The sequence below is a fragment of the Streptomyces sp. XY431 genome (genome assembly GCF_001279805.1).
In the GTDB taxonomy this organism is placed as follows: Bacteria; Actinomycetota; Actinomycetes; order Streptomycetales; family Streptomycetaceae; genus Kitasatospora; species Kitasatospora purpeofusca.
This window is the reverse complement of sequence record NZ_LGDO01000313.1, coordinates 15,279-31,137: the sequence shown is the minus strand read 5'-3', so window position 1 is coordinate 31,137 and position 15,859 is coordinate 15,279. Positions and strand designations below refer to the sequence as shown.

Sequence of the window (15,859 nt, the reverse complement as noted above, 5' to 3'; positions counted from 1 at the left end):
GAAGTATTCCGGCGCCGGGCGGGGAGCGGGCGGGTCGGTGTCAGTAGTCGGCGCTGGGTGCGCGGGTGGTGGGGCCGAGGTCCGGCTCGTCGCGGACCTCCAGGGCCTCGGCGTGGCGGTCCAGTTCGAGGACGAGCAGGGTGTTGCGGCCCGGCTGCCAGAGCGGACCCGGCGCGTAGAGGGTGCGCTGCGGACCCTCCTCGGTGTAGCGGCCGAGCAGGAAGCCGTTCAGCCAGAGCAGCCCCCGGCCCCAGCCCGGGAGGGCCACGAAGGCGTCGGCAGGGGTGTCGACCTCGGTCTCGAAGCGGTGGAACGCCGGGTCGCCGTCGACGGTCCCGACGCCGTCCTCGAAGGTGAGGGCGGCGAGGTCGGTGAGCGGCAGCGGACGGATCTCCCAGGTGTGCAGGCGCTGGCGCTCGTGCGAGACGCCGCGCCGGATCCCCTTGCGATCGTCCATCTGCGGCCCGTAGTTGGCGCGGCCGAGCGCCTCGACCAGGATGTCCAGCGTGACCCCGGCCGGGCCCACCGCCAGCGGGAGGGTGGCGCCCGGCGCGTTGCGGTCGACGGCGCCGATCGGGCGGCCGTCCGCGAAGACCTGCGCGCGGTCCCCGATGCCGTCGATCCGCAGCGGCATCTCGGGTCGCGGCCCCGGGACGTGGGTGCGGTAGTGGATCAGGCCGAGCGACTGGCCGACCCGCTCCATCGGCTCGGTGGTCGGCCGGTGGACGGGCGTCGAGAGCGCGTCCAGGGAGTCCAGCAGCCGGGCCCGGCCGGTCGCCCGCTCCAGCCGGCGGGGCTCCAATCGCGGTGGGGGCGCGGGCAGTTCACCCTCGGGGAGCGGCACGTACCTGCCGATGACGGACCGCAGGGCGTGGAACTTCTCGGTCAGCTCACCCGCCTCGCCGATCGGCGCGTCGTAGTCGTAACTGGTCACGGTCGGCTCGTAGCCGGCGGTGTCGGGCCCGGTCCCGGAGTGGTTGGCACCCGCCCAGAAGCCGAAGTTGGTGCCGCCGTGCGCCATGTAGAGGTTGACCGAGGCCCCGGTCGCGAGCAGCTCGTCGAGCGAGGCCGCCGTCTCCTCGGCGTCCCGGACGTGGTGCGGCTGCCCGATCCGGTCGAACCAGCCGATCCAGAACTCCATCGCCGCCAACGGCCCCTTGGGCTGCTGCCGCCGCAGCACCTCGAAGCGCTCCGGCGCCCGCGAGCCGAAGGTGCCGGTGGCCAGCACACCCGGGATCGCCCCGCCCTGCTGCATGAAGTCCTCGGAACCGTCGGCGGTGAACAGCAGGCAGTCCACGCCGCGCGCCACCAGCCCGTCCCGCAGATGCGCCAGATAGGCGGCGTCGTTGCCGTAACTCCCGTACTCGTTCTCCACCTGCACCGCCACCACCGGCCCGCCCCGGCTGCCCAGCAGCGGCAGCAGCTCCGGGACCACGGCGTCGAACCACCCGTCCACCTCGGCCAGGAACGCCGGGTCCGAGCTGCGCAGCCCCATCCCCTCGGCCGCGAGCAGCCGGGCCGGCAGGCCGCCGGACTCCCACTCGGCGCAGATGTAGGGCCCCGGGCGCAGGATGACGTCCAACCCGTGCCGCTCGGCGGTCCGGACGAACCGGGAGATGTCCCGCCATCCGGAGAAGTCGATCGCGCCGGAGGGTAGTTCGTGGAAGTTCCAGGGAATGTAGGTGTCGACGGTGTTGGCGCCCAGCGCGCGCAGGCGGGCCAACCGGTCGTCCCACAGCTCCGGGTGCACCCGGAAGTAGTGCAGCGCTCCGGAGACGATCCGGTGCGGCGCGCCGTTGCGGCGGAAGCCGTCGTCGTCGAAGTCGAGCTCGATCATGCGGACCAGCTTTCGGTTGACGCGGTCGTCGGTCGGGTACTGCTGCGTCGGAGCCGGCCCGGGGGTGTCGGCCCACCGGGCCTGCCCTCGTCCAGCCAGCGTATACGAGGTGTGTACGCGCCCCACCTACGTTTCGGCGGGCACGTAACACTCCGTAGGAAGGCGAGGTCGCCGACGCCCATGCGCCGGGATTCCCTCAGAAGCAAGACGCGGTCCCTGGTGGCCGCGATGATCGCGGGGGTGATGGCGGTCCCCCTGGTGGGTGCCGTGTCACCCGCCGCGCAAGCGGTGGAGGCAGAGCCGTTCACCGGTCTCCATCCGTGTTTCAACACCGACGGTCTGCCTCCGGAGGAGGTCTACCGGGGGGTGGGTCTCAACTACGGAAGCAGCACGAAGGACGCGAACCCCCAGGAGGGGCCAACGGCCGTGGGCGTCGACCCGGCCACGGTGTTCAGCGTCGGCTTCAAGGCGCGAGGGGCGAACTTCTCGCTGAAAGCGCACGTCGTGGGCGATGCGGAAGGCAACGGCAGCAGCTCGTCGGGCTATGTCAGCACGAGTGCTGTCCGGAAGGTGGCCGTGGAGTTCGCCTCCCAGCACACGGGTTTCTCCGGGCGGGACGAGAACTCCGCCTACTACAAGGAGGGCTGGGTCTACACCATCGTGCCCGACCTCAGGTACGTGGACGTGTCGAAGCAGTTCAAGGCGCTCCCCGAGCAGGCCAAGGGCGAGTACGAGTGGGCGGCAGTCGGCCGTATCCCCGGCAGCAGCGTGAAATCGGCCTCGAAGGTGCGGGCGACCTACAAGCTCGACGCCAATGGCGCAGCATCGATCGAAAAGATCGCGACGATCGGGGAGGAGATCAACACCAGGTTCGAGAAGCCGGACCGGACCGTGGTACCCGACCTCAGGACCTACGGCTTCTCGTCGAGGGACGAGAAGTGGCCCGCGGTCTCGGTCAATGCGCCGGACAACCCCAGGCAGAGCCAGTGCAACGACATCGAGGAGGGGCTCTACGAGGACTGCGAGGGCGAGGACGAGACCGCCGGGCCCGCCGGCGCGCCGGTGGCGAAGAGCGGGGTGCGGAGTGTCGCCCTCGCCACGGCGGCCGGGGCCGCACCGGTGGCTGCCGGAACGGCGACGTCGCCGCTGTTCGACGGGGCGACGTACCAGTTCAGGGCGGCGGGGTCGGCGAACGGTCCGATCCACAACCTGGACGTGCGTGGCGGGGTGAGCGCCAACGGGACCACCGTGCAGGCGTACCCCCGAAACTGCACCGCCTCGCAGAACTGGCGGCTGCGCGCGGCCCCGGACGGCCGGTTCGTCCTGGAGAGCGCGCTCGCCCAGGGCATGGTCCTGCAACAGGACCTCTACAGCCACAACACCCTGCTCTGGCCGTTGCAGCGTGACGAGCAGGGCCGCTCGCAGGGCACGCCCAACCAGCAGTGGACCGTCAAGGACGCCGGTGACGGGGCGTACAGCCTGGTCAGCGCCGCCGACCAGAAGTGCCTCACGATGGCCGGACAGGAGTCCGTCGGCCTGAGCGTCAAGCCGTGCGACGGAGGCCCGGCCCAGAAGTGGACCCTGTCCGTGCCGTGCGTGCCGACCGACCCGGCCTCGCTGCCGGCCACCGGCCGCACCGTGCCCGGGTACCCCGTGCTGAAGTGGCCGACCGTCAAGGGCCACCCGGAGCTGACCTGGCCGTCGGTGCCCGGTGCTCCCGGGGTTCCGTGGCCCGCGGTGCCGGGCAGCCCCGACGTCCCGATGCCGGGCCGACCGGATCTGCCGGTGGTCGACTGGCCGGGCGCGCCCGCGCTGCCGAAGGTGTCCTGGCCGACGCAGGCGGGGCAGCTGCCGTGGCCGAAGGTCCCCGGCTTCCCCGAGGTGAACTGGCCGATCATGCCGGGGACCAAGAACGTCCCCTGGCCGATCCTGCCGCTGCCGGTCGTGCCCGGGACCGGTTCCGATGCCGGGGCCGGGATCGTCGTCCCGGGTCGGCCCGTGCCCGACCGGCCGACCGTCGCCGGTCATCCCGAGCTGACGTGGCCCGCCGTGCCCGGCTTCCCGGACGTACGGTGGCCGTCGGTGCCGGGATCCCCGGACGTTCCGTGGCCCGGTCACCCGGACATGCCCGCCGTTTCCTGGCCGGGCGCTCCGACCCTGCCCACGACCACCAAGCCGTCGTTGCCGGGCTCCCCGAACTGGACCTGGCCGGACATCCCCGGCTTCCCGGGGGTGCCGTGGCCGTCGCTGCCCGATGTGCAGCGGGCGCCGTGGCCCTCGGCCTCCGGCTTCCCCGAGGTGCCGAAGACCCCGTCCGTGCCGACCGTCTGCAAGCTGCCCACCGACCCGGGTACCAACCCCACTGACCCGGGCACGAACCCGACCGACCCGGGCACCAATCCCACCGATCCCGGAACCAACCCGACCGACCCCGGTGGTGGCGACAACGGCGGGTCCCCCGGTGGGCCCGTGCCCCCGCTTCCCGGGATCAGGCTGCCCAGCTTCCCCTTCCTCCCCCTCCTTCCGCCGTGGGGCTGGCTGTTCTCCAGCGGACCCAGCGGACCCAGCGGGCCGAGCGGCCCCGGCAGCGGGCAGAAGCCCGACCCCGTGCAGGGCATCGGCCTGGTGTCGGCCGCGGACCCGCAGCTGGTGCCGGACGTCACCGGCGGGGTGCCCGCCAACGGGACGCCCGTGCAGGCGTGGACGCCGAACGCGACCGACTCGCAGCGGTGGGCGTTCTGGGACCGGGGCAACGGCAACTGGCTGATCGAGACGCGGCTGACCTACGGCGGCAGCGACCCCGGCGCCCGGCTCGTCCTGGGCCAGGACACCGCCACGCACCGCACCGCGCTCCAGCCCGTGGCCGCCAACCGCACCGAGCAGCAGTGGCGGTTCGCCGACGCCGGTGACGGTCGGACGACGATCGCCAACGGCAACGGCGGCGGCTGTCTGACGCTCGCCGCCAAGGGCCAGCCGCTGACGGTCGCTCCCTGTGACGGCTCCGACCGGCAGAAGTGGCGGCTCAACGGCGTGGTGGCCGGCGGCGACGGCACCGCCGGTGGTGCCCCCGTGTACTCGGCCTTCCCCGGCAAGTGCGCGGACGTCACCGGCGGCAACACCGCCGACCGCACCCCGATCGACCTCTACGACTGCAACGGGACGCCCGCCCAGCGCTGGACGGCGTCCGCGAGCACCGGTGTGTTCGCCCTGAAGGCGTTCGGCAAGTGTCTGGACGTCGCCGGGGGCCTCACCGCCCACGGCACCCGGGTCGGCCTCTACGCCTGCAACGACTCGCCCGCGCAGCGCTGGCAGAAGGGTCCGGACTCCTCGCTGGTCAACCCGAACTCCGGCATGTGCCTGGACGTGACCGGTGGCGTCGACGTCAACGGGACCGTCCTGCAGATCTGGGACTGCAACGCCACCGACTCCCAGCGCTGGGGCCTGGGCACCGTCCCGCCGCGTGCGCCGGTGACCCCGACCCCGACCCCGCCGCCGGGCACCGGAGCGGTGGTCAACCCGGGGATCGGCACCTCGCAGGTGTCCACCCTGGTGTCCGCCAACAACGGGATGGTGGCCGACCTGGACCGGTCGGGCACCGCCGCCGGCACGTCGATCAAGGCGCTGGCGCCGAACGGCAACGACGCGCAGCGCTGGGCGTTCTGGACCACTGCCAACGGCCGGTGGATCATCGAGACGCTGCTCACGGACGGGAAGACGGCGGCCGGTCAGGGCATGGTCATGGACCACGACCCGGGCCCCCACCGCACCCATCTGATCCGCACCATGGACGGGAACGCCAATCAGCACTGGGCGTTCCGGGCCGCGGGCGGCGGCTGGTTCTGGGTGACGAGTGACACCGACAACAACTGCCTGACGGCCAACAACGCCGGTGAGGCGCTGGCCGTTTCCGCCTGCGACGGCGGCGACCGGCAGAAGTGGCGGCTCGGGGACGTGACCGACGGCCCGGCGGCGCAGCCCGGCCAGCCCGGCCAGCCTCAGCCGAACCGGCCGGACCCGGCCACCAGCCCGGCGGTCACCCCCGGCGGCGTCCGCAACAACCAGGTGGCGGTGCTGCGTTCCGCGAACAACGGAATGGTCGCGGACCTGGACCGGTCGAACACCGGCTCCGGCACGTCGATCAAGGCACTCGCTCCGAACGGCGGCGATGCGCAGAAGTGGGCGTTCTGGGATGCCGGCAACGGCCGGTGGATCCTGGAGACGCTGCTCACGGACGGGAAGACGGCGGCCGGTCAGGGCATGGTGATGGACCACGACCCGGGCCCGCACCGGACGCACCTGATCCGCACCATGGACGGGAACGCCAATCAGCACTGGGCGTTCCGGGACGCGGGCGGCGGCTGGTTCTGGGTGACCAGTGACACCGACAACGGCTGTCTGACCGCCAACAATCCGGGCGAGGCGCTCGCCGTCTCCGCCTGCGACGGCAGCGACCGGCAGAAGTGGCGGCTGGACGGCCTCACCCAGGGTCCGAACCCGCCGAACCCGGCCACGGGCACGGTGGTCAACCCCGGGGTGGCGAACAACCGTGTCGCCACGCTGCGTTCCGCGAACAACGGAATGGTCGCCGACCTCGACGGCGGGACGACCAACTCCGGCACGTCGATCAAGGCACTCGGCGCCAACGGCAACGACGCGCAGAAGTGGGCGTTCTGGAGCACCGCGAACAACCGGTGGATCCTGGAGACGCTGCTCACGGACGGAAAGGCGGCGGCCGGTCAGGGCATGGTGATGGACCACGACCCGGGGACGCACCGGACGCATCTGATCCGGACGATGGACGGGAACGCCAATCAGCACTGGGCGTTCCGGGACGCGGGCGGCGGTTGGTTCTGGATCACCAGTGACACCGACGGCGGCTGTCTGACGGCCAACAACTCGGGCGAGGCGCTCGCCGTCTCCGCCTGCGACGGCGGCGACCGGCAGAAGTGGCGGCTGGACAACGTCACGGACGGACCGGCGGCCCCGCAGCAGCCCCAGCCGGGCAACGGCGGGTCCGGTGGCTCGGGCGGCTCGGGTGGCTCGGGTGGCGGCGGCCCGGTCGTCCGGCCGGCCGTGGGCAACAGCCAGGTCGCGACCCTGCGGTCGAACAACAACGGCCTGGTCGCCGACCTCGACACCGGCAGCACCGCCTCCGGTACCTCGATCAAGGCGCTCGGCGGCAACGGCAACCCCGCCCAGCGGTGGGCGTTCTGGGACGCCGGCAACGGCAGCTGGATCGTCGAGACCCTGCTCACGGACGGCAAGGCCGCCCCGGGCCAGGGCATGGTGATGGACCACAACCCGAGTGCGCACCGGACCCACCTGATCCAGAACCAGTCGGGCAACGCCAACCAGCGGTGGTCGTTCCGCGATGCCGGGAACGGCTGGTACTGGCTCGTCAGCGCCGCCGACGGCGGCTGCCTGACCGCGAACAATGCCGGTGAGCAGTTGGGCGTCTGGCGCTGCGACGGCTCGGACAAGCAGCGCTGGCGGCTGGACAACGTCCAGGCCGGTCCGACCCCGGGCGCCGGTTCCGGCGGTGGAGGCAACACCGGCGGCGGTGGGAACACCGGCGGTGGTGGTAACACCGGCGGCGGGTCCGGCGGCGGTGGCGGCGGGGGCAACTCCGGTGGCTCCGGCGGCGATCGCATCCGGCCCAGTGGTGACGGCTGCGAGTACCAGACGCCGGACGCCGAACACCGGGGCGGCTGGATCTGGAAGGGCTGGAACCTGTGCCGCAACACCGAGATCAGCGACTCCGACAGCGAGCAGTCGACCACGTTCCGGATGCGGGACGACGGCACGCTGGAACTCGTCTACTCCTGGTTCAGCGACATCACCAGCCGGTGGAACACGGTCGTCAGCTGGACGGCTCCGAACAGCACCGGCTGCGGCCGCTGGGCGTCCATGCAGATGGACGGCAACTTCGTGGTCTACGGCGAGGGCTCCAGGGTCTGCTGGGCCAGCGGAACGGGCGGCCACGACTCTGCCTGGATGGAGGTCAACCGGAGCGGCACGCTGACGATCTGGTGGGTCGACGACAACGAGTTCCAGCGGGCACGCGCGCAGGCCGGCCGCCCCGGCCCGGGCCTCGGCGGCAGCTTCCTGGACGCGGTGATCGTGATCGCCTACCTGATCCCGCGCCGGGAGTGGGGGGTGGGGACGCAGCACCGGATCTCGACGCCGAACTGCGGGAAGATCCACTGCACCTGACGCGGTAGCGCTCCTCAGGACGGAGGACCGCCCGGGCACCACGCCCGGGCGGTCGTTCCGCGTCCGGAACACGGGGTTCTCCACGTGTCGCTCCGGCCCTAGACTGCTCAGCTCGCGCGGCATTACCGACGGGTAGGTACGTATCCGCGGGGCGCCGCCACCGACTGGCAGGGATGGGGAGTCCGGATGGCCGACGAGCGGGTGCACGCGTACGCGGACGACGCGCTGGGGGAGCACGACGCGGTGGCGCTGGCCGCCCTGGTGCGGGCCGGTGAGGTCGGCCCCGCCGAGCTGGCGGCGGCCGCGGCGGCCCGGGCCGAACGGGTCGACGCCGGGCTCGCCCCGGTCGCCTTCGCCGCGTACGGGCGGCCGCCCGGGGCGGACGGCAGCGCCGCCGACGCCCCGCTGTACGGCGTGCCCAGCTATCTGAAGGACAACACCGACCTGCGCGGGATGCCGACCGGCCAGGGCAGTTCGGCCTACCGGGCCAGGCCCGCCCGCCGCAGCGCGGGCTTCGCCGAGCAGTTCCTCGGCACCGGCCTGGGCGTCCTCGGCAAGACCCGGCTGCCGGAGTTCGGGCTCAACGCCTCCACCGAGTTCGCCGCCGCCCGCCCCGTCCGCAACCCCTGGCGGACCTCGCACTCCCCGGGCGCCTCCTCGGGCGGCGCGGCCGCCCTGGTCGCCTCGGGCGTCGTCCCGATCGCGCACGCCAACGACGGCGGCGGCTCGATCCGGATCCCGGCCGCCTGCTGCGGGCTGGTCGGACTCAAGCCCACCCGGGGCCGGGTGGTGCCCAACGCCCAGGGCCGCCGGCTGCCGGTGGACCTGGTGACGGACGGTGTGCTGACCCGCTCCGTCCGCGACACCGCCGCGTTCTTCGCCGCCGCCGAACGCCACTACCGCAACCCCGCGCTGCCCCCGCTCGGCCTGGTCGAGGGCCCGGGCACGCGCCGGCTGCGGATCGGGCTGGTGGTGGACTCGCCGGTCGCGCCCAGCGACGCGGCGACCCGGGCGGCGGTCGAGGCGACGGCGGCCCGGCTGGAGGCGCTGGGGCACGAGGTGACCCCGGCCGTGATGCCGTTCGGCGAGGAGTTCTCCCGCGACTTCGTCCTCTACTGGGGCTACATCGCCTTCCTGATCGCCACCACCGGCCGACTCACCGTCGACCCCGGCTTCCGGGCGAGCCGGCTCGACGGGCTGACCACCGGGCTGCGGCGGCTCTTCCACCGGGAGTTCCGGAGCGTACCGGGCGTGGTCCGGCGGCTGCGGCGCGCCGAGGAGACGTACGCGGGGATGTTCCGGACCCACGATGCGGTCCTCTCGCCGGTGCTGGCGCACGTCACGCCACCGATCGGGTACCTGAGCCCGAACGTCGCCTTCGACGAACTGATCGACCGGCTCACCCGGTACGTGGCGATCACACCGGTCAACAACGTCACCGGCGGCCCGGCGATCGCGCTGCCGACCGGTGCGAGCGCCGACGGCCTGCCGGTCGGCGTCCACCTGTCGGCGGCCCACGGGGAGGAGCGGGTGCTGCTGGAGCTGGCGTTCGCCCTGGAGGCGGACCGGCCCTGGCGGCGGATACAGGACTGAGGGCGGACGGAGGACCGAGGGCGGACAGAGGACCGCGGACCGGGGCCGTCGTTCAGCCGAGGACCGGGGAGGCGATGGCACAGGCGGCCCGGACCTCGCTGCGCAGCGGGCCGAGCACATCGGGGCCGGTCGCCCCGGTCGCCCCGGTCGCCCCGGTCGCCCCGGTCACCCCGGTCGCCGCGTCCCCGTCCGGCCCCGGCCCCGGCAGCGGTGTGCCGCTGCGCAGCGCCCCGGCCAGCGCGGCCAGGTCCGCCGCGATGGCGGCGACCTCGCCCGGCGGCGGCGCCGGCTCCCCGTGCTCGACCCGGACCCGGGTGGCGGTGGTGGCCTCCACCACCCGTTCCACCGCGATCACCAGCGGCCACCACGCCGCCGCCCGGGGCCCGGTCGGCGGCGGTTCGGTGAGCGCGCGCTGGAATTCGGAGCGGACCGCCGAGAGGTCCCGGTAGAGGCGCCGGCGCCGGACGGGCCGGGCCGGCCGGTCCTGGCCGGGTGCGCCGGCGAAGGCCAGCGCCACGTACGCGGAGGCGTCCGCCACGGTGTCGGCCAGCCGGTCGCCGATCCGGGTGTGCCAGGACTCCGGCCAGCACAGGTACCCGGCGACCAGGGCGATCCCGCAGCCGATCAGCGAATCGTAGAGCCGGGGCAGGACGAGCCCGAACCCCTGGTGGTTGAGCAGGTCGGACAGCAGCAGGATGACCGGGGTGATGGCCGCCGTCTGGAACGCGTACCCCTTGGCGGAGAAGGCCGGGATCAGCGCGGCCAGCGCCGCGACGGTCGGCACGTCCCACCAGCCGCGCGGCACCTCGGCGAGCACCGGCACGGCGAGCAGCAGCCCGCCGGCGGTGCCGAGGGCGCGCAGCACGGCCCGTGAGAACACCGAGCCGAAGTCCGGTTTGAGGACGAAGGTGACGGTCAGCGCGACCCAGTAGGAGCGGGGCACCGGCAGCACCGACACCACCACCTGCGCCAGGCCGATGCACAGCGCGAGCCGCAGGCCGTAGCGCCAGGACGCGCCGGAGAGCAGCGCCGCCCGGGCCGCGCGCCGGGTCCGCACCCAGGGGGCGGCGGGGCGGCCGAGCCGGTCGGGGTCGGCGGCGTGCGCGTGGTCGGGCTCGGCGCCGACGGCGGCCGCGTAGCGCAGCGCCCGGTCCAGGGCGCGTTCCGAGGGGCCGGTCGGCTCGGGCAGTTCGAGCGGGACGGCGGTGCCGGTCCGGGGGCCGTCCCCGATGCTGTCGGCGAGCGCCAGGACGGCCGCCGGCCAGGCCTCCGGCAGCGGGCCGAGCCGGGCCGGGCGCAGTTTGGCGGCGGAGGCCGCCTCGACGATCGGGATCAGGGCGTTGAGCCGGGCGATCAGCCGGGTCAGCCCGGGGGAGCGGCCGTGCCGGCGGGTGCGGTGGGCGAGCAGCAGGTCGTACGAGGCGTTGAGCGACTGGGTGACGGCCTGTCGCCGTTCGTCGTGCTCGGGGGTGCCGGCGGCCCGGACGAACGCGGCGACCGAGCGGTAGGAGTCGGCGACCGCCGCCCGTTCGGGGACCCCGCCGCGCAGCGGCCAGCCGAACAGGGTGAGCAGCAGCACCACCGCCCCGCCGGCGGTGAGCAGCAGCGGTGCCGTCCACCAGGGGCGGGGCATCGGCAGCCCGGCGCCGACGACGGCGTTGAGGAGGAGCAGGAGTCCGGAGACGGAGGCGACCGAGCCGATCGAGGAGATCATCCCGGAGACCAGCGCCACCAGGGTGAGGACGGCGACGGCGGTCCAGTCGCGGCCGTACACCAGGGTGCCGAGGGTGACGCCGACGGCGCCGAAGAGCTGGGGGACGGCGATGTTGAAGAACCGCATCCGGTAGGCGTCGGCGGTGTCGCCGATCACGCCGGACAGGGCGCCCATCGAGACCAGCGCGCCGTACGCGGGCCGCCCGGCGGCGAGGCCGACGGCCAGCGGCGCGGAGAGCGCGACCGAGGCGCGGGCCACCGCCGCCCAGGGCACCGGCGCGGGTTGGGGCCGCAGCCCGGCCGTCAGCCAGGTCGGCGGCAAGAGCCGGACGCCGTGCGGGTGCTGTGCCATGGGCCCAACCTACGGCGCCCGCCGGTACGGCCCCGGGCGCGGCGCGCACGGGCCGGGCGGGCTCCACGCAGGTGACTGTGCAGGTGACCGCGCAGGTGAGGGCCGGTCAGGCGGTGGCGGCGGCGGTGCCGGGCGCGGGTGCCGGTGCGGACGCCGGGTCGGCCGGGCGGCGGGTGGTGGGGAGGTCGCGGACCCGGCCGACGGGGGAGAGCAGGAGGACCAGCGCCGCCAGCGGCACCCCGGCCGTGGTGATCCACATCGCCGGGCGCAGGCCCACCGCGGTGCCGAGGACACCGGCGAGCAGGGCGCCCACCGGGATGGTGCCGTAGTTGAGGACGGCGGCACTCGCGGTGATCCGGCCGAGCAGCTCGGGCGGGCAGTAGTGCTGCTGGAAGCCGGACTTGATGACGTTCCCGGCCACCACCCCGGCCGAGACCCCGAACCCGCCGACGGCGTAGCAGAGCACGCCCGCGCCGGTCCCGGTGAGCGGGATCAGCAGGGCGAGCGCGGGCAGGCCCAGCTCGAACAGGATCATCGCGCGCGCCGTGCCGACCCGGGCGGCCACCCGGCGGGCGGCGAACGCGCCGAGGACGCCACCGCTGCCGGCCGCCGCGACCAGCCCGCCGACGGTGCCGGAGGCGAGTCCGACCTCGCGGACCAGGAAGGCGACCAGGATCGACTGGTACCCCATCAGCGCCAGGTTGCAGGTGGCGCCGTAGAGGGTGAGGGCGCGCAGCCAGCGGTCCCCGGCGACCAGCCGCAGGCCCTCGCCGATCTCGCGCCGCAGCGCCCGGTCGGCACCGCGGCCGTTGCGGTTCGCACCGCGGCCGTTGCGGTTCGCGCCGCGCCCGTTGCGGTTCGCGCCGCGCCCGTCGTGGTGCCTGCCGCGCCCGTTGCCGGCGGCCGGGGTTTCGCGGTGTCGGATCCGGCCCAGGCAGAGCAGCGAGACCAGGAAGGTCGCGGCGTTGGCGAGCATGCCGTTGGCGGCGCCGGCGAGCTGGGCGAGCAGGCCGCCGGAGCCGAGGCCGACGATCTGGGCGGCGGAGGCGCTGCCGTGCAGTTTGGCGTTGCCCTCGGGCTGGTCGGCGGGGGAGAGCAGGTCGGGCAGGTAGGCGGTGTAGGCGGTCTGGAAGAACACGGCCGCGGTGCCGGTGAGCAGGGCGACCGCCAGCAGCAGGCCGGTGCTCAGCCATCCGGCCCAGGCGGCGGCGGGGACGGCGGTGAACAGGACGAGCGAGACGGCGGCGGCCGCCAGCATCACGGTCCGGCGGGGTAAGCGGTCCACCCAGACGCCGGCCGGCAGGCCCATGACCAGCCAGGGCGCCCAGGAGGCGGCGCTGAGCAGGCCGATCTGGAAGGTGGAGGCGTGCAGTTCGGAGACGGCGATGAGCGGCATCGCGACGCCGGTCACGGAGGCGCCGAACTTGCCGGCGGTCTCGCCGCACCAGAGCAGCCGGAAGTCCCGGTGGCGGCGGAGCAGGCTGCGGCGGGGGTCGTCGTGCGTCACTCGGCGCTCCGGGCCTCGTCGGTGCGGGAGCGCCGCGGGAAGGACTGGAGCTGGACGACGATCGGCAGCGCCGCCGGGTCCGGCGCGGCGTCCGGGGCCGGGGTGTGGCGTTCGACGACGGCGAAGATCTCGTCGTTGAGCGCCTGGAGCTGGGCCGGGTTCAGCCGCAGTCGGCGCCAGTCCGAGATGGTGCCGACATTGCGCCACTCGTCCGGCCAGTCCTCGGTGATGTAGTCGTTGACCCGGTTGAAGTACTGCTGGACCAGCTGGTTCAGATAGAGCGAGACCGCGCCGCGGGTGTCCGGGTCGTCGCGGAAGTCGGCGGTGTCGAGCCGGTTGGACACCTCCACCCGCCGCCACCAGCGCTCCCGCTTGGTGCCGCGCCCGGTCTCCTCCTCGATGAACCCGTGCTCCGCGAGGTGGCGCAGGTGCCAGCTGACGGTGCCGGTGTTCTCGCCGAGCCGCTCGGCGAGCCGGGTCGCGGTCGCGGGCCCGTCGAGGTTGAGGAGCTCGAAGATCTGCATCCGCAGCGGGTGCGCGAGCCCGCGCAGGCTGCGGGCGTCGAGGCGGCGCTGCGGCGGCCCGGGGGGATCGGGCGGTCCGGGCGCGGCGGGGGTGTCGGGGTGCTCGGTGGTCATACCCGCAGCCTAGATTGCAGAGGATCCTCTGCATAGATGTGTCTGCAGAGAAACCTCTGCAAGTTTCCCGTTATCCCGAATCGCATCCCGGACGGCCCGATGATCTTCTAGAGTCGCGTCCGGTAGGACCGTAGGACCATAGGACTGAACGACCGTAGGACCGTACGACCGCACGGTGCGTTCCACCCTCGCGCACCGGTTCCAGGGAGAGGCAGCACCATGACCGAGCCGCAGCCGAAGCCGTTCGAGCACGTCGACGAGGACTGGCAGAGCGCCCTCGTGGTCGTCGCCCACCCCGACGACATGGAGTACGGCGGGGCCGCCGCCGTCGCCCGCTGGACGGACCAGGGCAAGAAGGTCGTCTATGTGATGGCCACCAGCGGCGAGGCCGGGATCGACAGCATGGACCCGGAGCTGTGCGGCCCGCTGCGCGAGGCCGAGCAGATCGCCTCCGCGGCCGTGGTCGGCGTCGACACCGTCGAGTTCCTCGGCCACCCGGACGGCACCGTCGAGAACGGCCTGCCGCTGCGCCGGGACATCGCGCGCGCCGTCCGCCGCCACCGCCCGGACATCGTCATCACCATCAACTTCCACGACACCTGGGGCGGGCCGTACCTCAACCAGGCCGACCACATCGCGGTCGGCCGGGCCCTCCTCGACGGGGTGCGGGACGCGGGCAACCGCTGGGTCTTCCGCGAGCTGACCGCTGAGGGCCACGAGCCGTGGAACGGCGTGCGGGCGATCTGGGTCTCCGGCTCGCCGGAGTCCGGGCACGCGGTCGACATCACCGAGCACTTCGACCGGGGCGTGGCTTCGCTGGAGGAGCACAAGGCGTACCTGGCCGGCCTCGGCGGCGCGATGGCGGACGCGCGCGGCTTCCTGGAGGGCTTCGGCCGCGAGGCGGGCACCCGGCTCGGCACCCGCTTCGCCGTCCCGTTCGAGGTCTTCCCGCTCGGCTGAGGTCCTCAGGAGTGCTCCGGCGGTTCTTCTTTCTGCTCCGGCTCCGGTTCCGGCTCCCGCCGTCGACGACGGCGCAGCAGCTGCCGGACGGCGAGGGCGGCGACCAGGACGCCGAGCGCGATCAGCAGCCAGAGCTGGTAGCGCAGGGCCGTCCGCCAGACCGCGCCGATGTTGGCACCCGCGACATAACCGAAGGTCGCCCACACCCCGACCCAGAGCGCCGCGCCGAGCACGTTGAACACCTGGAAGCGGGGCCAGGGCATGCCGGTCGTCCCGGCGATGAGGCCGCTGGTCTGCCGCAGGCCGTCGACGAACCGGGCCACCGTCACCACCTTGCCGCCGTGCCGGGCGAAGAACACCTCTGCGCGGGCCGCCCGCGCCGGGGTGAGCAGCACGTACGGGCCCCAGCGGTGGACGAAGGCCCGGCCGCCGGTGGCGCCGATCAGATGGCCGAGGGTGTTGCCGAGCACCGCCGCCGTGAAGGCGATCGCCACCACGGCGGCGAGGTTCAGGTGTCCGGTGCCCGCGTAGACGGCGGCCAGCACCAGCACGGTCTGGCCCGGCGCGGGGACGGCGCAGTTGTCGAGCAGCACGAACAGCGCCACCAGCGCGTAGCCGTACTGCTGCAGCAGCGGTGCGAGCGCGGCGAGCGGCCCCGGCAGCTCGGGCGCGGTCTCGGCGAGGAACCGCGCCGTCCAGGGTGGGAGGGACACGGCTCACCGCCCCGGGCCGGACGGGCGCGGGGCGGTGGGCGGTGGCGTCAGCGGGTCGCCTCGCGGGGTTCGACGTTGCAGTCCGGGCCCGGGTAGACCAGGCCCGTGTGGCCGTCCTCGAAGCGGACCATGTACGGCGGCGAGCCGTCCGGGCCGCGCACCTCGACGATCTCGCCCTTCTGGTCGATCATGCCCACCGCCCGGCTGTGGATGTGGAGCTGGTCACCTACCGCTGCGTGCATGGTCGTGCTCCTCGGGTGTGTGCGGACATCGGCGGCCGACGTGCCGCCCGGGTCCCCGTCCGCTCTCTCCACTCTGCTGCGGGCGCGCACG

Annotated in this window: 9 protein-coding genes; 3 read left to right on the top strand and 6 right to left on the bottom strand. The window is 73.9% G+C overall.

Features of this window, described 5'->3' with window-relative positions:
* Positions 1–40 precede the first annotated feature (40 nt).
* Positions 41–1,837 carry a glycoside hydrolase family 35 protein gene (locus ADK60_RS24640; RefSeq protein WP_053648965.1) on the bottom strand — a complete coding sequence of 599 codons (1,797 nt, stop codon included), beginning with the start codon at positions 1,835–1,837 and terminating at the stop codon, positions 41–43.
* 426 nt (positions 1,838–2,263) lie between these two features.
* Here ADK60_RS24640 and ADK60_RS47810 point away from each other — a divergent pair, with 426 nt between their 5' ends.
* Positions 2,264–8,050, top strand: a complete 5,787-nt coding sequence (locus ADK60_RS47810) for an RICIN domain-containing protein (protein WP_159400558.1) — start codon at positions 2,264–2,266, stop codon at positions 8,048–8,050.
* A gap of 186 nt (positions 8,051–8,236) precedes the next feature.
* Positions 8,237–9,643 (top strand): amidase, encoded by a 1,407-nt coding sequence (locus ADK60_RS24630; RefSeq protein WP_053648963.1) that lies wholly within the window; start codon positions 8,237–8,239, stop codon positions 9,641–9,643.
* Between the two features lie 52 nt (positions 9,644–9,695).
* Here the strand turns inward: ADK60_RS24630 and ADK60_RS24625 are convergent, their stop codons facing one another.
* From ADK60_RS24625 to ADK60_RS43795, 3 genes are all read right to left on the bottom strand, one after another.
* Positions 9,696–11,708, bottom strand: a complete 2,013-nt coding sequence (locus tag ADK60_RS24625; RefSeq protein WP_053648961.1) for an FUSC family protein — start codon at positions 11,706–11,708, stop codon at positions 9,696–9,698.
* 106 nt (positions 11,709–11,814) lie between these two features.
* Positions 11,815–13,215, bottom strand: coding sequence for an MFS transporter (locus tag ADK60_RS24620; RefSeq protein ID WP_053648958.1), 1,401 nt, complete (start codon positions 13,213–13,215; stop codon positions 11,815–11,817).
* Positions 13,212–13,853, bottom strand: coding sequence for an ArsR/SmtB family transcription factor (locus ADK60_RS43795; RefSeq protein ID WP_053648956.1), 642 nt, complete (start codon positions 13,851–13,853; stop codon positions 13,212–13,214). Before ADK60_RS43795 ends, ADK60_RS24620 begins: the two co-directional genes overlap by 4 nt.
* Before the next feature lie 219 nt (positions 13,854–14,072).
* On the opposite strand from ADK60_RS43795, the gene ADK60_RS24610 reads away from it, so the two are divergent.
* Complete coding sequence (locus tag ADK60_RS24610) at positions 14,073–14,813, top strand: PIG-L deacetylase family protein (protein ID WP_053648954.1); 741 nt, start codon at positions 14,073–14,075, stop codon at positions 14,811–14,813.
* 5 nt (positions 14,814–14,818) lie between these two features.
* On the opposite strand, the gene ADK60_RS24605 is transcribed toward ADK60_RS24610, so the two are convergent.
* Both ADK60_RS24605 and ADK60_RS24600 read right to left on the bottom strand, forming a co-directional pair.
* Positions 14,819–15,526 (bottom strand): DedA family protein, encoded by a 708-nt coding sequence (locus ADK60_RS24605; protein ID WP_053648952.1) that lies wholly within the window; start codon positions 15,524–15,526, stop codon positions 14,819–14,821.
* A gap of 47 nt (positions 15,527–15,573) precedes the next feature.
* On the bottom strand, positions 15,574–15,768 hold the full coding sequence (locus tag ADK60_RS24600; protein WP_045942875.1) for a DUF1918 domain-containing protein: 195 nt from the start codon (positions 15,766–15,768) through the stop codon (positions 15,574–15,576).
* Positions 15,769–15,859: the final 91 nt, after the last annotated feature.